The sequence below is a fragment of the Salmonella sp. 741265116_PST genome (genome assembly GCF_046567715.1).
Lineage (GTDB): Bacteria > Pseudomonadota > Gammaproteobacteria > Enterobacterales > Enterobacteriaceae > Salmonella > Salmonella enterica.
This window is the reverse complement of record NZ_JBKFPH010000010.1, coordinates 41,740-62,708: the sequence shown is the minus strand read 5'-3', so window position 1 is coordinate 62,708 and position 20,969 is coordinate 41,740. Positions and strand designations below refer to the sequence as shown.

Sequence of the window (20,969 nt, the reverse complement as noted above, 5' to 3'; positions counted from 1 at the left end):
AAATATACCACCGCGAATTCCCTGCCTCGCTCGTTTGATCGGATATCTGAATGACATTGGTTCTGCTCATGGTCTGAAAAGATCGCGCGATGCGATTTTTTCACCTGACGGCGCTACACTTAACCTCAGGTACCCTAAAATCAGGAGAGCGTGATGGCATCCGGCTGGGCAAATGACGACGCAGTGAATGAACAAATCAACAATACCATTGAAGATGCCGTTGCCCGCGCTCGCGGCGAACTTCCCCACGGCGAAAGTCGCGATGAATGCGAATCTTGCGGCGCCCCTATCCCTGAAGCGCGGCGTAAAGCCGTACCGGGCGTTCGGTTATGCATATCCTGCCAACAGGAGAAAGATTTACATAACGCAACATTTTCAGGATATAATCGCAGAGGTTCAAAAGACAGCCAGTTACGCTGACTTTTCTTTACCGAAACCGCCAGTATCATCCATTCCTTTACGCTCATGCTTTTTAGCGTTCTGCGTCGCAGAATGTGCCGTTAACCTCGACTCTGTAAAGCCAGATGACAAGAAAGGTAAATTCCACCGTTGAATTAATTAATAATCAATAGGTTATTTGTCATTCAAAAATTTTGAGCAAGGCCGTCAATTCTATTCGATTTTATCTTTCGCAAAAAACCGTGATACTCATCACATCGACGAAACATCGTCCCATAAACAGAATAACCTGCGAGAGATTAATCATGAAAACCATTAAATATGCTGTTGCAGCCATCGCGCTTTCCACCCTTTCTTTTGGCGCTTTTGCCGCAGAACCGGTTAGCGCGTCTCAGACGCAAAACCTGCATAAAATCGGCGTAGTGTCTGCCGATGGCGCCACCACGCTGGATGGCCTGGAAGCTAAACTGGCTGAAAAAGCTGCCGCTGCTGGCGCAAGCGCTTATAACATCACCTCCGCCGTGGGTAATGACAAAATGAGCGGCACTGCGGTGATTTATAAATAATTTACCTGCCCGCCAGATTTCAGGCTGTAACATCGCTGTTGTTTGAATTCTGACGGGTATTACCCTCGTCTGTTTGCCAACAGACCCACTGCTCCAACCCTCATTAACCCTGTTTGTTACCCTTATTTGCCCGTCCGTCACTGGACGGGCTTTTTTTATTCGCTAAAAGCCTGTTCGACGCGCGCAAGCCCGTCTTCTAACGTCGCCGCCTCTCTCGTCGCAACCAGACAACAGGCCATTTGCGTTTTTAATGACTGCGGCACCGGCTCGCGGCCGGCAAGGCAGCGCTCAATCCAGCGCGCGGTGATTTCAGGATCTTTAGTCGCAGGCAGTGAAAGCGGCTCGTCGTGCGTGTCGCTCTGACGCTCATGCAGTACCTGCACGCCACGGCTATCAATCAGGCTGATTTGCGGACAGCGTTGCGGGTTGGCATAGACTTCGCCTTCGGTACCATGCATCAGCAAAGCCCGCCCGCCAATGCGGCTAAAAAAGGTCGCCACACGCGGGACATATTCAGGGTGAGAAACGCTTGATAAACGCAGCGCGGCATCCTCAGCAAATGGCGTCGCCAGCTTGGCCAGTGAATGCGCGCTGTTGCGCACGCCCATCCGCCAGCGCATCGCCAGTTGTTTTTCCAGCGGCGGGCAGAGCGCGCTCACCGGGATAAACACTGGCTGGTGCCCGTCCAGTTTGGCCTGCGCTTGTCCGCCGTGTAGGGTGGGGACAATCCCCATCAGCTCAAATATAGTTTCCGTCAGTACGCGGGTCGGATCTTCACTGACGCCGTGTACTACAACTGGAAAGCCCAATTTATGCAGCAGGATAGCCAGCAACGGCGTTAAATTCGCCTGTTTACGCGCGCCGTTATAGCTGGGAATAACGACCGGCAACGGCCTATCTGCGGGCGGTGTCAGTTTGATGGTATGATTCTGCATGGCTTCATAAAAGCCCAGCATTTCGGCTTCGCCTTCGCCTTTAATACGCAGCGCCATCAATATACTGCCCATTTCCAGGTCGGGGATGTCGCCATTCAGCATTCGGGTATACAAACCGCGCGCGGTATCCAGATCCAGATCGCGGGCGTGATTTTTACCTCGCCCGATCTCTTTGATGATCTTGCGATAATCCATTGAAAGCTCCTTGAAGTGTGCTCACAGCATTAACGCCGTCGGCGGCGTGCAGGTTTTGCTTTTGGTTTTACTATAACGTCTGGCACGGCAGGCTGCTCTATCGGAAAAACAGGTAAGGCATTCAGTAAACGCTGTCCGTAGTTTTTGGTCAACAACCGCTTATCATAAATGACCACTTCTCCCCGACAGGCGTGGCTACGGATCAATCGCCCTACCTGCTGAATTAAATTAAAAGACGCGCTTGGTAAACTTTGTACCTCAAACGGATAACGATTCAGGCTTTTTAGCCATTCGCCTTCGGTGATCACGACCGGGCTGTCGATCGGCGGGAAGGCAATTTTATGGATATGGACCTGCGTCAGCAGCTCGCCTTTAAGATCCAGCCCTTCGGCAAAAGATTGAAGCCCAACCAGCACGCTGCGTTCGCCGCTCTCCACCCGTTTACGGTGTAGCTCCACCAGCCGGTAACGCGGCTGGTCGCCCTGAACCAGGAGGAGTAAGCGTACATCAGCGACATGCTCCAGAAAACGCTGCATCGCCCGCCCGCTGGCGAACAGTACCAGCATACCATGATGTTTTTTGCTCTCCAGTTGCTCACGAAAATAGGCTGCCATTTCGGCAATATGCTGCTCTTCGTTATCAATGGTGGGTTCGTAGCGCATTTGAGGAATCACCAGTTTCCCCTGTTCCACATGATTAAACGGCGAATCCAGCGCCACAAAGCGGTCGCCGGCTTTTTCTTTTAAGCCGCTCATTTCCTGCAGACGCGAAAAGCTATTGAGCGAGCGCAGTGTCGCCGAGGTGACAATAATGTGCGGTACGCTGCGCCATAACAATCTTTCCAGCTGCTCGCTGACGCGGATACCGACACAATGGAACCAGACGTGGAGCTGCCCTTCGCGTATTTCACGCGTCGCCCATTTGGACACCGGCGCGCCTGAAGACTGCGCCATCGAAGCCAGCCGCCATAATTTACTTTGCGCCTCGAACATTCCCAGCGCCCGGTTCATCTGTAAAATCACCCGATGCAAACGCACAATATCGTGCGACCCGGTTTTTTCGCTGAGATCGTTGAGAAAGGATTCCGCCAGCCCACGCAGCGTCTCGGTCAGCTTCGCCAGTCGCTGGCAGATTTCCATGACCTCATCAGGCAACTTGCCCATTGCAAAACGGTGCTCCGCCTCCTGCGCTGCGGGCATATACAGATTAAGAATGGCATTGAGCGAGGCGATCAGTTCGTACACCTCCTCGCAATGGGCGTTAAGTCGCTCAGGATTCGCTAACGGCGGCGTGGTCTTAGGGCGAAATTGCTCCATGCAGGTCGCCACCAGTTTGCTGAACAGGTCCAGTTGCAAGCGATACCAGGAGGCGGTAATTTCCGCGCTCATCTCCAGCGCATCGCGAGCGACATCGGGCAGATGATGACCTTCATCCAGTACCAACAGCAGATGCTTTGGTTCCGGCAGTACGGCTTCACTTTCCATCGCCGCCATTACCAGCGCGTGATTCGCCACCACGACTTCCGCTTCCTGTATTTCACGTCGGGCGACAAAGAATGGACATTCGCGGTAATAGTGACAGTTGCGGTTCAGACAACTGGCTTTATCGGTACTTAATCGCCGCCACAGATCGTCGTCAATAGCAATGTCGGTATGATCCCGCAGACCATCCCATTTGTAACCGTCAAGATCCCCTTTCAGCCTGGCGCAGCGCTTTTGCTCTTCCTGGTTGTTAGGCGTCAGTTCGTCATCAAGAAAGGCGAGCAGATCCTGCTGCGTAGGCTCGCTACTGGCGAGCGCCGCCAGGTTTCGCGGACACACGTAACGCCCGCGGCCAAAGGCGGCGGTAAAGCGCAGATCGGGGATGATTTTTCGTAGCAGCGGCAAATCTTTGCTAAAGATCTGATCCTGTAACGCCACGTTAGCGGTACTGACCACCAGTGTTTTTTGCTCTTCCCGGGCAATGGCAATACCGGGAATAAGATAGGAGAGGGTTTTCCCGACGCCGGTCGGCGCTTCGATAGCCAGATGTCTCCCTTCTTCCCCGGCCAGCGTTCTGGCGACGTCAGCAATCATCTGCCGCTGCGGCGCACGGGGAATAAAGTCGGGAATCTGGTCCTGAAGCGCCTTATACCAGGCGGCGATTTGCGCTTTCAGCGCAGCGGTCAATGCCATGAGAAAACCTGAAGTACTGTATAAACAGCCACTATTGTGTCACATTTCAGGGGCGGGAAGTACCTTTTTTACCGGTTCTGGAAGGCGGCTCGCAACGCGATGTGTATTTTGCCGGATGGCGGTGCAAGCACCTTATCCGGCCTACGTATTTGCATAGTCCGTAGGCCCGGTAAGCGTCGCGCTACCGGGCATGTTGCCGGATAAAATTTACTGAGCAGGCGTGATTCTGCGCGGGCGACGCGGCGGACGTGCTTTGTCGCCAGCGGGTTTCCCCTCGCCTGTGCGCGGTTTTGGTTTCGCCTTCGCCGCCCCGCTATCCTGACGTCGCGGCTGCTGACTGCGCCCCGCTCCCCCCTGATTTTGTCCGCGACCACGACCGCCGCCGCCGCGCTGCTGACGGCCATTCTGAATCGGCTCCGCTTTAATCGACGGGTCCGGCTCATAGCCCGGCGTCGTAATGCGTGGGATCTCTTTTTTCAGCAATTTTTCGATATCACGCAACAGTTTATGCTCGTCAACACAGACCAGCGACAGCGCCTCGCCAGTTGCCGCCGCGCGACCGGTACGGCCAATACGGTGTACATAATCTTCCGGCACGTTCGGCAGCTCATAGTTGACCACGTGCGGCAGCTCTTCAATATCCAGACCACGCGCCGCAATATCCGTCGCCACCAGCACGCGAATATCGCCGGATTTAAAATCGGCCAGCGCGCGGGTACGTGCGCCCTGCGATTTATTACCGTGGATCGCCGCGCTGCGAATACCGTCTTTATTAAGCTGTTCCGCCAGATGGTTCGCGCCATGCTTGGTGCGGGTGAAGACCAACACCTGCTGCCAGTTGCCCTGGCCAATCATTTGTGACAGCAGTTCGCGCTTACGTTTTTTATCGACAAAGTGCACGTGCTGCGTCACCTGCTCTGAGGCCGTGTTGCGGCGCGCCACTTCGATTTCCAGCGGGTTGCGCAACAGCTTTTCGGCGAGCGCTTTGATGTCGTCGGAGAACGTGGCGGAGAACAGCAGATTCTGACGCTTCGCCGGCAGTTTCGCCAGCACGCGACGAATGTCATGAATGAAGCCCATATCCAGCATACGGTCGGCTTCATCCAGTACCAGAATCTCAATCTGATCCAGCTTCACGGCATTTTGATGTTCCAGGTCGAGCAGACGTCCCGGCGTCGCCACCAGCACATCCACGCCGCCGCGCAGTTTCATCATCTGCGGATTGATGCTTACGCCGCCAAATACCACCAGCGAGCGAATATTGAGATATTTACTGTAATCTCTGACGTTTTCGCCAATTTGCGCCGCCAGCTCGCGGGTTGGCGTGAGGATCAACGCGCGCACCGGGCGACGACCTTTAGCGTGCGGCTGATGGGTAATCAGATGCTGCAACAATGGCAGGGTAAAACCCGCCGTTTTACCGGTTCCGGTCTGGGCGCTGGCCATCAGATCGCGGCCTTCCAGCACGGCGGGAATCGCCTGTTGCTGAATAGGGGTAGGTTCACGGTAACCCTGCTCAGCAATGGCGCGCAGGATATCAGGGTTTAATCCCAGGGAATCAAAAGACATAACTACTCCGGACCGCCCCGACCGTTGCCGGTGTAGTTTTCAGGGAGATGCTCAAATTTGGAATGACAAAAACCACAATGTCATGAAGGGGCGGAGTGTAGCAGTTTTTGTGATGCGGCGCATAAATTATCCCGAATGGTGGCAAAGACAAATTAATCGACCACACTGGACAAGAGCCATCATGAGTCATAATCTTAATCAATCGATTGATTAAAAATTAGGGCGTGTGATGAATATTCCTACCACGACCACCAAAGGCGAGCAGGCGAAAAGTCAGCTCATTGCCGCCGCGCTGGCACAGTTTGGCGAGTATGGCCTCCATGCCACCACGCGCGATATCGCCGCGCTGGCGGGGCAAAATATTGCCGCCATTACTTACTATTTCGGCTCAAAAGAGGATTTATACCTCGCCTGCGCCCAGTGGATTGCCGATTTTCTTGGCGAAAAATTTCGCCCCCATGCTGAAAAAGCGGAACGCCTGTTTAGCCAGCCGGCCCCTGACCGGGACGCCATACGCGAGCTCATTCTGCTCGCCTGCAAGAACATGATTATGCTGCTGACGCAGGAAGACACCGTTAACCTGAGCAAATTTATTTCACGCGAGCAGCTCTCACCCACGTCGGCCTATCAATTGGTTCATGAACAGGTTATCGATCCGTTGCACACCCATCTGACAAGATTGGTTGCCGCTTATACCGGCTGCGACGCCAATGATACGCGCATGATTTTGCATACCCATGCCTTACTGGGCGAAGTGCTGGCGTTCCGTCTCGGCAAAGAAACTATTCTGTTACGTACCGGCTGGCCGCAGTTTGATGAAGAAAAAGCGGAGCTGATTTACCAGACGGTAACCTGCCACATCGATCTTATTCTGCACGGTTTAACGCAAAGGAGTCTGGACTGATGAAAAAACCTGTCGTTATCGGACTGGCAATCGCAGCGATCGTCGCTGTGATTGCCGGTGGAACCTGGTGGTATCAAAGTCGGCAGGACGATGGGCTGACGTTATACGGTAATGTCGATATCCGTACCGTCAATATCAGCTTTCGCGTCGGCGGCAGGCTGGCGTCGCTGAATGTTGATGAAGGCGATACTATCAAAGCCGGACAGGTGCTCGGCGAACTGGATCACGCGCCATACGAAAACGCGCTAATGCAGGCGAAAGCTGGCGTGTCGGTCGCGCAGGCGCAATATGATTTGATGCTGGCAGGCTATCGCGATGAAGAGATAGCCCAGGCCGCCGCCGCCGTCAGACAGGCGCAAGCCGCTTATGACTACGCGCAAAATTTTTATAACCGTCAGCAAGGATTGTGGAAAAGCCGCACCATTTCCGCTAACGATCTGGAAAACGCCCGCTCATCGCGCGATCAGGCACAGGCGACGCTGAAGTCCGCGCAGGATAAACTGAGCCAGTACCGTACCGGTAATCGTGAACAGGATATCGCCCAGGCGAAAGCCAGCCTGGAACAGGCAAAGGCCCAACTGGCGCAGGCGCAGCTTGATTTGCAGGACACCACGCTTATCGCGCCTGCCAACGGAACCTTGCTCACCCGCGCGGTCGAGCCTGGCAGTATGCTGAACGCCGGCAGCACGGTATTAACGCTCTCGCTGACCCGCCCCGTCTGGGTGCGCGCCTATGTCGATGAACGCAACCTCAGTCAGACGCAACCGGGGCGCGACATTCTGTTGTATACCGACGGTCGTCCTGACAAACCTTACCACGGCAAGATTGGTTTCGTTTCGCCCACCGCGGAATTTACGCCGAAAACCGTCGAAACACCGGATCTGCGTACCGATCTTGTCTATCGCCTGCGCATTATCGTCACCGATGCGGACGATGCGTTACGCCAGGGGATGCCAGTCACGGTGAAATTTAATGACGAGGCACGGCATGAGTGAGGCCGTTATTACGCTGCACGGTCTGACGAAGCGCTTTGCGGGAATGGATAAACCCGCCGTCGCGCCGCTCGACTGTACCATTCATTCCGGTTATGTCACCGGGCTGGTAGGGCCGGACGGCGCAGGAAAAACCACGCTGATGCGTATGCTGGCGGGCCTGCTCAAAGCCGATGGCGGCAGCGCGTCCGTATTAGGCTTCGACCCGATACAAAACGACAGCGAGCTGCACGCGGTTCTGGGCTATATGCCGCAGAAATTCGGTCTGTATGAAGATCTTACCGTCATGGAGAACCTTAATCTCTATGCCGATTTGCGCAGCGTTACCGGCGAGATACGGGAAAAGACCTTTGCCCGTTTGTTGGAGTTTACCGCCCTCGGCCCTTTCACTGGCCGTCTGGCGGGAAAATTGTCCGGCGGGATGAAGCAAAAACTGGGGCTGGCCTGTACGCTGGTCGGCGAACCGAAAGTGCTGCTGTTGGATGAACCGGGCGTTGGCGTTGACCCGATTTCACGGCGCGAGTTGTGGCAAATGGTCCACGAACTGGCGGGCGACGGGATGCTGATTTTATGGAGCACCTCCTATCTGGATGAAGCCGAACAGTGTCGCGACGTGCTGCTGATGAATGAAGGCGAGCTACTCTATCAGGGCGAACCTAAAGCGCTGACGCAAACGATGGCCGGGCGCAGCTTTCTGATGAGCAGTCCACAGGAAAACAACCGTAAGTTGCTACAGAGAGCCCTCAGACTGCCGCAGGTGAGCGACGGCATGATTCAGGGACGTTCGGTACGCCTGATCCTGAAAAAAGAGGCGACCGCAGCAGATATTCGTCAGGCCGAAGGAATGCCGGAAATCACCCTCAATGAGACCGCGCCGCGCTTCGAAGATGCGTTTATCGATCTGCTTGGCGGAGCGGGAACCTCGGAGTCTCCGCTGGGTTCAATCCTGCATACGGTTGAAGGCACTGCCGGCGAAACGGTGATTGAAGCGCAGGAACTGACGAAAAAATTTGGTGATTTCGCGGCCACGGACCATGTTAATTTCGTCGTACAACGCGGCGAGATTTTTGGCCTGCTCGGCCCGAACGGCGCGGGTAAATCAACCACCTTTAAAATGATGTGCGGCCTGCTGGTGCCGACGTCCGGCAAGGCGCTGGTGCTGGATATGGACCTGAAAGTCAGCTCCGGCAAAGCCCGTCAGCATCTGGGCTATATGGCGCAAAAATTTTCGCTTTACGGCAACCTGACGGTTGAGCAGAACCTGCGTTTTTTCTCCGGCGTCTACGGTTTGCGGGGCCGCGCGCAAAATGAAAAAATTCAGCGCATGAGTGAAGCGTTTGGTCTGAAAAGCATCGCGTCGCATCCCACCGATGCGCTGCCGCTGGGCTTTAAACAGCGACTGGCGCTGGCCTGCTCGCTGATGCACGAACCGGATATTTTATTCCTTGATGAACCCACGTCCGGGGTTGATCCCCTCACCCGCCGTGAATTTTGGCTGCACATTAATAGCATGGTGGAAAAAGGGGTCACGGTAATGGTGACGACCCACTTTATGGATGAGGCGGAATATTGCGATCGCATCGGACTGGTTTATCGTGGGAAGCTTATCGCCAGCGGTACGCCGGACGATCTCAAAGCGCAGGCCGCCGATGAGCAACAGGCCGATCCGACGATGGAGCAGGCCTTTATCACTCTCATCAATGACTGGGATAAGGAGCATACGCATGAGTAAGTCTCTCTCCTGGCGCCGCGTGCGTGCGTTGTGCGTCAAAGAGACGCGCCAGATCGTGCGCGATCCCAGTAGCTGGCTGATTGCGGTGGTGATCCCGCTGCTGTTGCTGTTTATTTTTGGTTACGGCATTAACCTTGACTCCAGCAAGCTGCGGGTGGGGATTCTGCTTGAACAACAAAGCCAGGAGGCGCTGGATTTCACTCATGCGATGACCGGTTCACCCTATATCGACGCGACCATTAGCGATAATCGCCATGAATTAATTGAAAAAATGCAGGCCGGACGCATTCGCGGACTGGTGGTGATTCCGGTGGATTTCGCGCAGCAAATGGCGCGCGCCGGTGACAGCGCGCCGATTCAGGTGATTACCGACGGCAGCGAGCCAAACACCGCCAACTTCGTTCAGGGTTATGTTGAAGGCATCTGGCAAATCTGGCAACAGCAGCGGGCGGAAGATCGCGGCGACACCTTTGAACCGCTCATCGACGTCCAGACGCGCTACTGGTTTAACCCGGCGGCGATCAGTCAGCATTTTATTATTCCTGGGGCGGTGACCATTATCATGACGGTAATTGGCGCAATCCTCACCTCGCTGGTCGTTGCCCGCGAATGGGAACGCGGCACGATGGAGGCGCTGCTCTCAACCGAAGTGACGCGTGTTGAACTGCTGCTGTGTAAGCTTATTCCCTATTACTTTCTCGGTATGCTGGCGATGCTGCTCTGTATGCTGGTATCGGTGTTTATTCTCGGCGTGCCGTATCGCGGTTCGCTGGTGATTCTGTTTATCATCACCAGCCTGTTTTTACTGAGTACGCTGGGGATGGGGCTGTTGATTTCCACCATCACTCGCAACCAGTTTAACGCCGCGCAGGTGGCGCTGAACGCCGCCTTTTTGCCCTCAATTATGCTGTCCGGGTTTATCTTCCAGATAGACAGTATGCCTGCGGTGATCCGCGCGGTGACCTATATTATTCCGGCGCGCTATTTTGTTAGCACCCTGCAAAGTCTGTTTCTGGCCGGCAATATTCCGGTCGTGTTAGGCGTTAACGTACTGTTTTTAATCGCCTCGGCGGTGATGTTTATTGGCCTGACGTGGCTAAAAACCAAACGACGGCTGGATTAACTCTGGCGCTCGTATTTTGCCCGGTGGCGCTATGCTTACCGGGCCTACGGGCCATGTAGTCGTCGTAGGCCGGATAAGGCGTTCACGCCGCCATCCGGCATTATGCCTGATGCGCTTTGCTTATCAGGCCTACAAACTGGACTGAGAGGACGGGCATGTTTCATCGTTTATGGACGTTAATTCGCAAAGAACTGCAATCGCTTTTACGCGAACCGCAAACGCGCGCGATCCTGATTCTGCCGGTGCTGATTCAGGTCATCCTGTTTCCGTTCGCCGCGACGCTTGAAGTCACTAACGCGACTATCGCCATCTATAACGAAGATAACGGCAAACATTCGGTAGAACTTACCCAGCGCTTTGCCCGCGCGAAAGCGTTTACCCATGTGCTATTGCTGAACAGTCCGCAGGAGATCCAGCCGACTATCGATACGCAAAAAGCGCTGCTGCTGGTGCGCTTCCCGGCGGATTTCTCGCGGAATCTGGATACCTTCCAGCCTGCGCCGATGCAACTCATTCTTGATGGACGTAACTCCAACAGCGCGCAAATCGCCGCCAATTATCTGCAACAGATCGTCAAGGAGTATCAGCAGACATTGATGGACGGCAAGCCAAAGCCCAACAATAGCGAACTGGTGGTACGCAACTGGTATAACCCAAATCTGGACTACAAGTGGTTTGTGGTGCCCTCGCTGATCGCCATGATCACCACTATCGGCGTGATGATCGTCACTTCGCTGTCCGTCGCCCGCGAGCGTGAACAAGGCACTCTGGATCAGCTACTGGTCTCTCCGCTCACCACCTGGCAGATTTTCGTTGGTAAAGCGGTGCCGGCGCTGATTGTCGCAACCTTCCAGGCCACGATCGTGCTGGCTATCGGCATTTGGGCATACCAAATTCCCTTCGCCGGTTCGTTAGCGCTATTTTATTTCACGATGGTGATTTACGGGCTGTCGCTGGTAGGCTTTGGCTTGCTGATATCATCGCTTTGCGCCACGCAACAGCAGGCGTTTATCGGCGTCTTTGTCTTTATGATGCCGGCGATTTTGCTCTCGGGGTATGTCTCGCCGGTGGAAAATATGCCGGTCTGGCTGCAAAACCTGACGTGGATAAATCCTATCCGCCACTTTACTGATATTACCAAGCAAATTTATCTTAAGGATGCGAGTCTGGGAATTGTCTGGGGAAGTTTGTGGCCGCTACTGGTGATAGCGGCCACCACGGGGTCAGCGGCGTATGCGATGTTTAGACGCAAAGTGATGTAGCTTTTTATCTTTCGCCAGTAGCGAGACCACGGCGGGCCCGGCCAGGATAGCCAGCCCCGCCAGCGCCAGCAAGACATTGTTTTGCAATACGCGGGATAGCAGCCAGAGGACAATCAGCGCGGTGCCGAAGTACCAGGTGGTAGTCAGCTCTTCCAGCACATCCGCCACATCGCGCCAGCGTTGCTCATGATGGCGCTGCAACGCCAGCATCAGCAGTACCGTCACGCCATAAAGCACGCATAATCCCAGGCCGACGCGCACTAATGTGCCGCTCATCCAGCCTATTACCAGCATCGCCACTACCAGTAAATGCAACATAATCTGCCAACAACCGAGGCCGGTTGCGACACGAACGCGTTGTTGCCACTTCATGGCTTTTCTCCTGAAGCATTTTTCTCTCATTATTCAGAGTACCGAACTTTACGGAAAATTCCGTAAGACCGCATCTTTTTGTGACGACGACTACACTATTTCAATCAGGATAGTGACGCGGACAGGAAGAAAATGACTCAACACACGCGAAATTTTTCATTCAAAGTGCTCACAATTAATACGCACAAAGGTTTTACCGCCTTTAATAAACGCTTCATCCTGCCGGAGCTGCGCGACGCTGTCAGAACGGTCGGCGCCGATATCGTCTGTCTGCAAGAAGTGATGGGTGCGCATGAAGTGCATCCGCTGCATATCGAAAACTGGCCGGACACTACCCACTATGAATTTTTGGCCGACACCATGTGGAGCGATTTCGCCTATGGCCGCAATGCGGTCTATCCGGAAGGCCATCACGGTAACGCGGTTCTATCTCGCTATCCCATTGAACATTATGAAAATCGCGACGTCTCGGTCGGCGGTAGCGAAAAACGCGGCGTGCTCTATTGCCGCATTACGCCGCCCATGCTCAACCGCCCTATCCACGTCATGTGCGTACATCTCGGCCTGCGGGAGAGCCATCGCCAGGCACAGTTAACCATGCTGGCGGGATGGGTGAATGCCTTGCCGGAATCAGAACCGGTGCTGGTGGCCGGAGACTTTAATGACTGGCGGCAAAAGGCCGGCCCGCCGTTAAACGCGGCCGGGCTGGAGGAGATATTCACCCGTGCCCATGGCCGACCGGCGCGCACATTCCCGGTGAGTATGCCGCTGCTGCGACTCGATCGTATTTACGTCAAGAATGCGAACGCCAGTTCTCCTACGGCGCTACCGCTGCGGAACTGGCGACATTTATCAGACCATGCCCCCCTTAGCGCGGAGATCCATCTATGAAATGCGGCTGGCGTGAAGGTAATCAAATTCAGCTACTGGAAAACGGCGACCAGTTCTATCCTGCCGTGTTTGAGGCTATCGCTCAGGCACAGCAAAAAATCATTCTGGAAACCTTTATCTTGTTTGAAGATGAGGTGGGTAAAAAACTCCATGCCGCTCTGCTAAAAGCCGCACAGCGCGGCGTAAAAGCCGAAGTATTACTCGACGGCTACGGCTCTCCCGATCTCAGCGACGCGTTTGTCGGCGAATTAACCTCGGCGGGCGTGATTTTCCGCTATTACGACCCCCGCCCGCGTCTACTGGGGTTGCGAACCAATATCTTCCGCCGAATGCACCGCAAAATTGTGGTGATTGATGATCGTATTGCCTTTGTCGGCGGCATTAACTACTCCGCCGAACATATGTCGGATTACGGCCCGCAGGCGAAACAAGACTACGCGGTACGGGTCGAAGGGCCTGTTGTGGCCGATATCCTGCAATTCGAAGTCGAGAATCTGCCGGGGCAAAGCCCCGCGCGCCGCTGGTGGAAGCGCCATCACCAGGCTGAAGAAAACCGTCACCCCGGCGAAGCGCAGGCGCTGTTTGTCTGGCGGGATAACGAAGAGCACCGCGACGATATCGAACGTCATTATCTGAAAATGCTGACCCAGGCAAAGCGTGAAGTGATTATCGCTAACGCCTATTTTTTCCCCGGCTATCGCTTGCTCCACGCAATGCGTAAAGCCGCTCGCCGTGGCGTGAGCGTAAAACTGATTGTCCAGGGGGAACCAGATATGCCGATAGTCAAAGTCGGCGCGCGGTTGCTCTATAACTATCTGGTGAAGGGCGGCGTGCAGGTTTATGAATACCGACGCCGTCCGCTGCATGGCAAGGTGGCGCTGATGGACGATCACTGGGCCACGGTAGGGTCGAGTAATCTCGATCCGCTCAGCCTGTCGCTTAACCTTGAAGCTAACCTGATCATTCACGATCGTACTTTTAACCAGACCCTGCGCGATAATTTACAAGGCATCATCGTGAATGATTGTAAGCAGGTCGATGAGTCTATGCTGCCGAAACGCACCTGGTGGAACCTGACCAAAAGCGTGCTGGCGTTCCACTTTTTACGTCATTTCCCGGCGCTGGTCGGCTGGCTACCTGCGCATACCCCGCATCTGGCGCAGGTTCCCCCGCCTGCCCAGCCAGAAATGGAAACCCAGGATCGCGTTGATCCAGAAAATACAGGAGTGAAGCCCTAATGGCTAAATCGCATCCGCGCTGGCGGCTGGCTAAAAAAGTGCTGACCTGGCTGTTTTTTATTGCGGTCGTCGTTCTGCTGGTGGTTTATGCTAAAAAGGTCGACTGGGGCGATGTCTGGACCGTCATCCGCGACTATAACCGCACGGCGCTTTTAAGCGCTGTGGGACTGGTGATCGTTAGCTATCTTCTGTACGGCTGCTACGACCTGCTTGGACGGCTTTATTGCGGCCATAAGCTGGCGAAGCGGCAGGTGATGTTGGTATCGTTCGTCTGCTATGCCTTTAACCTGACGCTCAGCACCTGGGTCGGCGGGATCGGGATGCGTTACCGACTATACTCTCGCCTCGGGTTGCCCGGCAGTACTATCACGCGCATTTTCTCGCTCAGCATTACCACTAACTGGCTGGGCTATATTCTGCTGGGCGGCATCATTTTTACCTTCGGCGTTGTCCAGCTTCCCGACCACTGGTATATCGATGAAGGCACGCTACGTATTCTCGGTATCGTTTTGTTGTTGATTATCGCGGTCTATCTGTGGTTTTGCGCCTTTGCGAAGCGGCGGCATATGACGATTAAAGGACAGAAACTGGTGCTACCATCATGGAAATTCGCGCTGGCGCAGATGGCGATCTCCAGCGCGAACTGGATGGCGATGGGCGCCATCATCTGGCTGCTGATGGGTCAGGACGTGAACTATTTCTTTGTGCTGGGCGTACTGCTGGTGAGCAGTATCGCGGGCGTCATCGTGCATATTCCGGCAGGCATCGGCGTGCTGGAGGCCGTATTCATCGCGTTGCTGGCGGGCGAACATACGTCGCAAGGCACGATTATCGCCGCCCTGCTCGCGTACCGCGTGCTTTACTATTTTATTCCCCTGTTGCTGGCGCTGGTGTGCTACCTGATCCTGGAAAGCCGGGCGAAGAAGCTGCGGGCGAAAAACGAGCGGGCGATGGCGAAATAAATTTAAGCAGACGCGTTTTCGCTTTCCAGCACAACGCGTTTTATCCGGTAAAAATAAACATATGCTGAGAAAAAAGACGTATTCATCTGTAAGCGGGAAAAAAGCAGCAATGACCAGCTAAACAGCAGCAGGAGCACTTCGTTAAACTCGCCCATGGATACTGATGACAGGGTACAGAACGTTGCCAACGTAACGGAAATAATGGCCAGCAATAGCGCATACCGGTAAATAATGACCCCGCTCATTCTTCCTTTAAGCAGCAGCTGATTTGACGGGGTAAGAAAAGCGATATAGCCCACGGCCAGGAAGAAGACCAGCTCCAGATGCTTTTTATTGTGCAGCTCAAACTGCGCAATAACCATGTTTATACTGACGATCCATGTCATGGTCATCATGATCGCCGTAAGCCCAATAACGCCTCCGTGAGGAATACCTTGTTCATACCAGTTTTTTTTGTAGTGGCTGGCCGGATACACAGGTAACTTAATTTCTGGCGGGATCAACTGCCCTTTTTTCACCAGCTCCGCCAGTGTTTTTCCTGTTAGCCACGTCATCAGGTTCATGGGCTTATCATTTCCTTGTCTGTGAGGTGAGATATTTTTGTAATGCGACTCGCACTAATCGACGCCCCAGGCAGAACCGAATCATCATCGTAAACGTTTCGCCATTCATCACCCAGCGGCAAAGCACAACCATAATAATCGCGATAACCAGATCGCCCCTTAATTCACCATTTTGCTGGCACAACACGTCAAATAATCCAGTACCGCAGAATACAATGTTTAATAAAAGCAGTAAAACGCAGAGGCGCAACCCCAGGATAAAACCTTTGGCAATAAGCCATAGCTCAGCCATAACGCATAACACCATACCTATAGCACTGCCAAAATAAATGATTATATTTAGCGGCCAATATAGAATAAACTTATCGAAAGCAAAATGCGCACTGCACACCCCCCCCACAATAAGCATAAAACTAAACGCGCAAACAGGCGCAGGATTGGGTAATGAATGTTCCCATGACGAACCGGTAATAAAATGAGAAATCAGCGCTGGTGAACATTTCTTATTAAAATCCTCGCCGCCATTTTTAATGGCGCGAGTGACGTCCTTAGCTTCACAAAACGCTAACCAAAATTTTTCGCCACATAATTTACTCATTATACCCATTATTACCAACCTGAATAAAAAACCTGTAACGCCTATGGCCTGAAAGATAATAGTATTTCCAGAATCATCAAAATGATATAACGACACAGCGTAACCACAGCATTAATAATGCCAAGGTAAAGCGTCAGCGCGCCAAGTAAAGCGCAACGAGGCAGCGATGAAAACTCGCCGTGGTATAACATGCGGGCATAACCGTGAAGTGTCGATTTTTCTAGTGCTGTAATCAATGTCCACACCAATACCGTCAGCACACTGACTATCCAGACCAGAGTGCTACTGGCCACCAGGCTATTGACAACTATCGCAGCGATGATCCCGCTTACCGCCATAAAAATTAACGGCCTGAACAGACCAGAACTGATATTCAGATAGAAAATAAATAAGGCATTAAGACTAAACATGATTCCAACAATCACGAAAATGGTCGCGCCACCTGAGAAAAGGTAAGCTAATGACACGCCGGTAAGTGTAATGATGGCAATATATATCAACGTTACGACAACAGTGCCAAAGCGGGAAAGACAGGTAACGGCCCCATACCCCAGGCCAAGCAAAAGTGCTGATACCCACAAAACAACAACAGGTTGAACGTGGGTTATCAAAAAATGAGTATACAACGTTAACCATATAATGCCGGCGGTACACCATAGTCCCAACGCAGTATACCAATAGGTAAGGGATAACATTGTCGCGGGAATAAATGCTATTTGCCGTATACGTATTGCAGCCAGAGGGCCCACTTGTCATTTATCACTCTTCACATGATCACGGTGATAAGAATGGCAAGCGCAGGAAAACATTTCTAAGATATTTATGCTGTTTCGCCCTAAATATAGTCCTAAAAAAATCCTGGCGCAGGGCCAGGATTTTAAGAGATCGCTATAATTAGCGGCGATTGCCAAAAATACGCAGTAACATCAGGAACAGGTTGATAAAGTCCAGGTACAGCGTTAACGCGCCGAGAATCGAATATTTACGCAGATTAGCGCTATCGCGGGTATCTATTTGCTCGCCGATATTCTTCAGTTTCTGCGTGTCATAGGCCGTCAGACCGACAAACACCACCACCCCGATATAGGTTACCGCCCACATCAGCGCTTCACTCTTCAGCCAGAAATTGACCAGCGAGGCCAGAACGATACCAATAAGCGCCATAAACAGCATATTGCCGAAACCGCTAAGATCGCGCTTAGTGGTGTACCCGTACAGGCTCATGGCGCCAAACATTCCCCCCGTCACCACAAACGTGCTGGCGATAGAGGAGTAGGTGTAAACGATAAAAATACTGGATAACGTCAATCCGGTTAGCGCCGAATAGAGCATAAACAGCGTCGTCGCCATTCCGGCGCTAAGTTTATGCACCAGTCCCGACAGAACAAACACCAGCGCAAGCTGGGCAATAATTAAGCCAAAGAAAGTGATCTTACTGGAAAAGACAAACATCATGACGGCTGGCGTATTAGCCGCATACCACGCGATAAACGCGGTCAGTAACAGTCCGACCGTCATCCAGCCATACACTTGCGCCATATAGGTCTGCAGGCCGGATCGCGCCTGCACTATTGAATCAGATCGTGGAAATCTGTCCATGATGAACTCCTGTGTGGAAATGATACCCTAAAGCGTATCACATTCTGCTACCAACGTTTCGCCAACTGCTGGTCGCTGTCGCGCGCTTCGACCCAGCGATCGCCTTCCGGCGTAGCTTCACGCTTCCAGAACGGCGCACGGGTTTTCAGATAATCCATAATGAACTGACCGGCGTCGAACGCGCTACTGCGGTGCGCGCTGGTGACGCCGACAAACACAATCTCATCGCCCGGCCATAATTCGCCAACGCGATGAATCACCGTGACCCGCCCCAGCGGCCAGCGGGAACGCGCCTTCGCGACGATCTCCGCCAGAGCTTTCTCGGTCATGCCGGGATAATGCTCCAGCGTCAGCGCCTTAACGCTATCGCCCAGGTTATGATTGCGCACTTTTCCGGTAAAGGTGACGACCGCGCCGTCTTCGTCGCGCGCCGCCAGCCAGGAATATTCCTCCCCGACGCTAAACGGCGCAGGGCCGACTACAATTCGCGTTTCGCGCATGTTAGCCCCCCGTGACTGGCGGGAAAAACGCCACTTCATCACCCGCCGTCAGCGGATGGTCAAAACTTACCAGCGTCTGGTTGACCGCCGCCAACAGCTTGCCGTCTTCCAGCGCCAGCGCCCAGCGATCGCTCTTTGTCGCCAGATGCTGTCGCAGCGACTCAACGGTGGAAAAATCTGCTGGAAGATCCAGCGCGTCAGTTCCTGTAAGCTCGCGAACCTGGGCGAAGAAAAGCACCTTAATCATGCGCATCCACCTTAAAATCCCCCGATTTGCCGCCGCTTTTCGCCAGCAGGCGCACCGGACCAATTACCATATCTTTTTGTACCGCTTTACACATGTCGTAGATGGTTAACGCCGCGACGGACGCCGCGGTTAATGCTTCCATTTCGACGCCGGTTTTACCGGTCAGACGACACAGAGACTCAATACGCACGCGGTTATGCTCCGGCTCGGCCTGAAGCTGAATCTCCACTTTACTTAGCAGTAGCGGGTGGCACAGCGGGATCAGCTCCCAGGTGCGTTTGGCGGCCTGAATACCAGCAATTCGGGCGGTCGCGAAAACATCGCCCTTGTGGTGTTTGCCATCAACAATCATCGCCAGCGTTTCACTACGCATGGTAACGAATGCTTCCGCCCGTGCTTCACGAACGGTTTCCGCTTTCGCGGAAACGTCCACCATGTGCGCTTCGCCTGCGGCGTTTATATGGGTTAATTGCGACATCGTTATTTCTTTAAATGAGGGTGAAAATTACATGGGCGTGTACGGGCATCCAGCTGCGGCGCAATGATATTCTCCCATGCGGTTCTGCACGCTTTTGTGGATCCCGGCATGGCGAAAATCAAGGTGTTATTCGCCACGCCAGCTACCGCGCGCGACTGCAGAGTTGCGGTGCCGATCTCTTCAAACGAGAGCATGCGAAACACTTCGCCAAATCCTTCCACTTCACGATCGAACAGCGGCAACAGCGCTTCCGGCGCCTGATCGCCTTCGGTCAAACCGGTCCCACCAGTTATCAATACGACCTGCACCTCATCACTGGCGATCCAGGCGGAAACCTGGGCGCGAATCGCGTAACGGTTCTCTTTAACGATGGCTTTCGCCACCACTTCATGCCCGGCCTCCTGCGCCGAATCACGCAGATAATGACCGGAGGTGTCGTCTTCTTCGCCGCGTCGGCTGGAAACAGTAAGAATAGCGATGCGGGTCGGGATAAATTCAGCGCTGACCTGACTCATCTGAAATCTCCTTATTAAGGATTAACCGCCAATGTAAGATAAATTTTGCGTAATACCAGTATTGCTCTGGTGAAGGAAATGGGTCTGCTTTTTCTCCCGCAACGCGTCGGAAATACGTTCCTCAAGCGCGCATTGCTGCGCGTCATCCTGTAACAGGTCGCGTAAACTCACGCCGCCGTCGCCAAACAGACATAAATGCAGCTTACCGACGGACGAAACACGCAGGCGGTTACAGGTGGCGCAGAAATCTTTTTCATACGGCATAATGAGGCCGATCTCACCGGCGTAATCGGGATGACAAAAAACCTGCGCCGGGCCATCGCTACGCAGGCGTTGCTGGTGGATCCAACCGCGCTTAATCAGCTCGTCGCGCAATACCTGACCCGAAATATGATGTTTGCGGAAGAGATCGCTCCCCTCGCCCGTCTCCATAAGTTCAATGAAGCGTAGCTGAATGGGGCGAGGCTGAATCCAGGCAAGGAAGGTATCCAACTGATGGTGATTCACGTCGCGCATTAGCACGGTGTTGACTTTCACCTTTTCGAAACCGGCGTCAAAGGCGGCATCGATGCCCGCCATCACCTGGCGGAATTTGTCCTGACCGGTAATCGCATGGAACTGACGCGCATCCAGACTATCCACGCTAACATTGACGCCCGTCAGACCCGCTTCGCGCCAGTTCGCGGCATCGCGCGCCAGTCGATAACCGTTAGTGGTCACCGCGATCTGGCGAATAGCATCATTTTCACCCACGGCGGCAATGATGTCGGTAAAATCGCGGCGTAGTGAAGGCTCGCCGCCGGTAAGACGCACCTTTTCCGTGCCAAGACTGGCAAAAGCGCGCGTAACGCGACGAATTTCATCGACGGTAAGGAAACCGTTGTTAGTGACGCCGCCAGGTTTGTAGCCATCCGGCAGGCAGTAGGTGCAACGAAAGTTACACACATCGGTAATCGACAAACGCAAGTAGTAAAACTTACGCGCGAAAGCATCGGTAAGTTGTGAAGCCATGTACACCTTTCCAAATACGGGAGGCGGAGTCATTTCTTCCTGCGCCCTGGTGGCAAACGTTAAACGTTGTCACGGCCAAAGCACCGTATCAAAAATGACCCAGGTGCAGAGGCTAGAGTGTTTACTGTGGTTACGCCGATACTA

Annotated in this window: 23 protein-coding genes and 1 riboswitch; of the genes, 10 read left to right on the top strand and 13 right to left on the bottom strand. The window is 53.6% G+C overall.

Annotated elements, in window-relative coordinates:
* The first annotated feature begins 153 nt into the window (after positions 1-153).
* Both ACLD11_RS09220 and ybiJ read left to right on the top strand, forming a co-directional pair.
* Positions 154-420: a DksA/TraR family C4-type zinc finger protein gene (locus ACLD11_RS09220; RefSeq protein ID WP_079833924.1), complete on the top strand. Its 267-nt coding sequence runs from the start codon at positions 154-156 to the stop codon at positions 418-420.
* 284 nt (positions 421-704) lie between these two features.
* Positions 705-965, top strand: coding sequence for a DUF1471 family protein YbiJ (gene ybiJ / locus ACLD11_RS09215; RefSeq protein ID WP_000849089.1), 261 nt, complete (start codon positions 705-707; stop codon positions 963-965).
* Between the two features lie 155 nt (positions 966-1,120).
* On the opposite strand, the gene ybiB is transcribed toward ybiJ, so the two are convergent.
* The 3 genes from ybiB to rhlE form a co-directional block, all read right to left on the bottom strand.
* Entirely contained in the window at positions 1,121-2,095 is a 975-nt protein-coding gene (gene ybiB, locus ACLD11_RS09210) for a DNA-binding protein YbiB (RefSeq protein WP_221595311.1), read from the bottom strand.
* A 29-nt stretch (positions 2,096-2,124) separates the two neighbouring features.
* Complete coding sequence (dinG, locus tag ACLD11_RS09205; protein ID WP_411014814.1) at positions 2,125-4,269, bottom strand: ATP-dependent DNA helicase DinG; 2,145 nt, start codon at positions 4,267-4,269, stop codon at positions 2,125-2,127.
* A gap of 207 nt (positions 4,270-4,476) precedes the next feature.
* Positions 4,477-5,838: an ATP-dependent RNA helicase RhlE gene (gene rhlE / locus ACLD11_RS09200; RefSeq protein ID WP_000007065.1), complete on the bottom strand. Its 1,362-nt coding sequence runs from the start codon at positions 5,836-5,838 to the stop codon at positions 4,477-4,479.
* A gap of 229 nt (positions 5,839-6,067) precedes the next feature.
* Between rhlE and cecR the strand changes: the two genes are divergently transcribed.
* The 5 genes from cecR (at position 6,068) to ACLD11_RS09175 (ending at position 11,851) form a co-directional block, all read left to right on the top strand.
* Positions 6,068-6,742, top strand: coding sequence for a transcriptional regulator CecR (gene cecR, locus ACLD11_RS09195; protein WP_001025254.1), 675 nt, complete (start codon positions 6,068-6,070; stop codon positions 6,740-6,742).
* Positions 6,742-7,737: a secretion protein HlyD gene (gene hlyD, locus ACLD11_RS09190; RefSeq protein ID WP_000743436.1), complete on the top strand. Its 996-nt coding sequence runs from the start codon at positions 6,742-6,744 to the stop codon at positions 7,735-7,737. The genes cecR and hlyD overlap by 1 nt, the downstream gene beginning before the upstream one ends.
* Positions 7,730-9,466, top strand: coding sequence for an ATP-binding cassette domain-containing protein (locus tag ACLD11_RS09185; RefSeq protein WP_001287616.1), 1,737 nt, complete (start codon positions 7,730-7,732; stop codon positions 9,464-9,466). Before hlyD ends, ACLD11_RS09185 begins: the two co-directional genes overlap by 8 nt.
* Positions 9,459-10,589 carry an ABC transporter permease gene (locus tag ACLD11_RS09180; RefSeq protein ID WP_000045762.1) on the top strand — a complete coding sequence of 377 codons (1,131 nt, stop codon included), beginning with the start codon at positions 9,459-9,461 and terminating at the stop codon, positions 10,587-10,589. Before ACLD11_RS09185 ends, ACLD11_RS09180 begins: the two co-directional genes overlap by 8 nt.
* Before the next feature lie 155 nt (positions 10,590-10,744).
* Positions 10,745-11,851, top strand: a complete 1,107-nt coding sequence (locus tag ACLD11_RS09175; protein ID WP_000469050.1) for an ABC transporter permease — start codon at positions 10,745-10,747, stop codon at positions 11,849-11,851.
* On the opposite strand, the gene ACLD11_RS09170 is transcribed toward ACLD11_RS09175, so the two are convergent.
* Positions 11,813-12,223: a YbhQ family protein gene (locus tag ACLD11_RS09170; protein ID WP_000871970.1), complete on the bottom strand. Its 411-nt coding sequence runs from the start codon at positions 12,221-12,223 to the stop codon at positions 11,813-11,815. The genes ACLD11_RS09175 and ACLD11_RS09170 overlap by 39 nt on opposite strands.
* Positions 12,224-12,355: 132 nt before the next feature.
* Here ACLD11_RS09170 and ACLD11_RS09165 point away from each other — a divergent pair, with 132 nt between their 5' ends.
* The 3 genes from ACLD11_RS09165 to ACLD11_RS09155 are packed head-to-tail and all read left to right on the top strand — an operon-like array spanning position 12,356 to position 15,314.
* On the top strand, positions 12,356-13,114 hold the full coding sequence (locus ACLD11_RS09165) for an endonuclease/exonuclease/phosphatase family protein (RefSeq protein ID WP_000192039.1): 759 nt from the start codon (positions 12,356-12,358) through the stop codon (positions 13,112-13,114).
* Positions 13,111-14,352, top strand: coding sequence for a cardiolipin synthase ClsB (clsB, locus tag ACLD11_RS09160; protein WP_000649639.1), 1,242 nt, complete (start codon positions 13,111-13,113; stop codon positions 14,350-14,352). The genes ACLD11_RS09165 and clsB overlap by 4 nt, the downstream gene beginning before the upstream one ends.
* Positions 14,352-15,314, top strand: coding sequence for a YbhN family protein (locus ACLD11_RS09155; RefSeq protein ID WP_023215095.1), 963 nt, complete (start codon positions 14,352-14,354; stop codon positions 15,312-15,314). Before clsB ends, ACLD11_RS09155 begins: the two co-directional genes overlap by 1 nt.
* A 2-nt stretch (positions 15,315-15,316) precedes the next feature.
* Here ACLD11_RS09155 and ACLD11_RS09150 read toward each other — a convergent pair whose 3' ends face one another.
* From ACLD11_RS09150 to moaA, 9 genes are all read right to left on the bottom strand, one after another.
* Complete coding sequence (locus ACLD11_RS09150; protein WP_411011823.1) at positions 15,317-15,877, bottom strand: hypothetical protein; 561 nt, start codon at positions 15,875-15,877, stop codon at positions 15,317-15,319.
* 7 nt (positions 15,878-15,884) lie between these two features.
* Positions 15,885-16,493 carry a hypothetical protein gene (locus ACLD11_RS09145; RefSeq protein WP_411014835.1) on the bottom strand — a complete coding sequence of 203 codons (609 nt, stop codon included), beginning with the start codon at positions 16,491-16,493 and terminating at the stop codon, positions 15,885-15,887.
* A 23-nt stretch (positions 16,494-16,516) separates the two neighbouring features.
* Positions 16,517-17,224, bottom strand: a complete 708-nt coding sequence (locus ACLD11_RS09140) for a Bax inhibitor-1 family protein (protein WP_411014813.1) — start codon at positions 17,222-17,224, stop codon at positions 16,517-16,519.
* Between the two features lie 145 nt (positions 17,225-17,369).
* The gene (locus ACLD11_RS09135) at positions 17,370-18,074 is read right to left on the bottom strand and encodes a Bax inhibitor-1 family protein (protein WP_000373611.1); all 705 of its coding nucleotides are present in this window, start codon (positions 18,072-18,074) and stop codon (positions 17,370-17,372) included.
* 47 nt (positions 18,075-18,121) lie between these two features.
* Positions 18,122-18,574, bottom strand: a complete 453-nt coding sequence (gene moaE, locus ACLD11_RS09130; RefSeq protein ID WP_001209384.1) for a molybdopterin synthase catalytic subunit MoaE — start codon at positions 18,572-18,574, stop codon at positions 18,122-18,124.
* A gap of 1 nt (position 18,575) precedes the next feature.
* Entirely contained in the window at positions 18,576-18,821 is a 246-nt protein-coding gene (moaD, locus tag ACLD11_RS09125) for a molybdopterin synthase sulfur carrier subunit (RefSeq protein ID WP_000598596.1), read from the bottom strand.
* Positions 18,814-19,299 carry a cyclic pyranopterin monophosphate synthase MoaC gene (gene moaC / locus ACLD11_RS09120; RefSeq protein ID WP_000080894.1) on the bottom strand — a complete coding sequence of 162 codons (486 nt, stop codon included), beginning with the start codon at positions 19,297-19,299 and terminating at the stop codon, positions 18,814-18,816. Before moaC ends, moaD begins: the two co-directional genes overlap by 8 nt.
* A 2-nt stretch (positions 19,300-19,301) precedes the next feature.
* Positions 19,302-19,814, bottom strand: coding sequence for a molybdenum cofactor biosynthesis protein B (gene moaB / locus ACLD11_RS09115; protein ID WP_000084604.1), 513 nt, complete (start codon positions 19,812-19,814; stop codon positions 19,302-19,304).
* A gap of 21 nt (positions 19,815-19,835) precedes the next feature.
* Positions 19,836-20,825: a GTP 3',8-cyclase MoaA gene (gene moaA, locus ACLD11_RS09110; RefSeq protein ID WP_058331841.1), complete on the bottom strand. Its 990-nt coding sequence runs from the start codon at positions 20,823-20,825 to the stop codon at positions 19,836-19,838.
* Positions 20,813-20,957, bottom strand: a riboswitch (molybdenum cofactor riboswitch). Its footprint overlaps the gene before it by 13 nt.
* Positions 20,958-20,969: the final 12 nt, after the last annotated feature.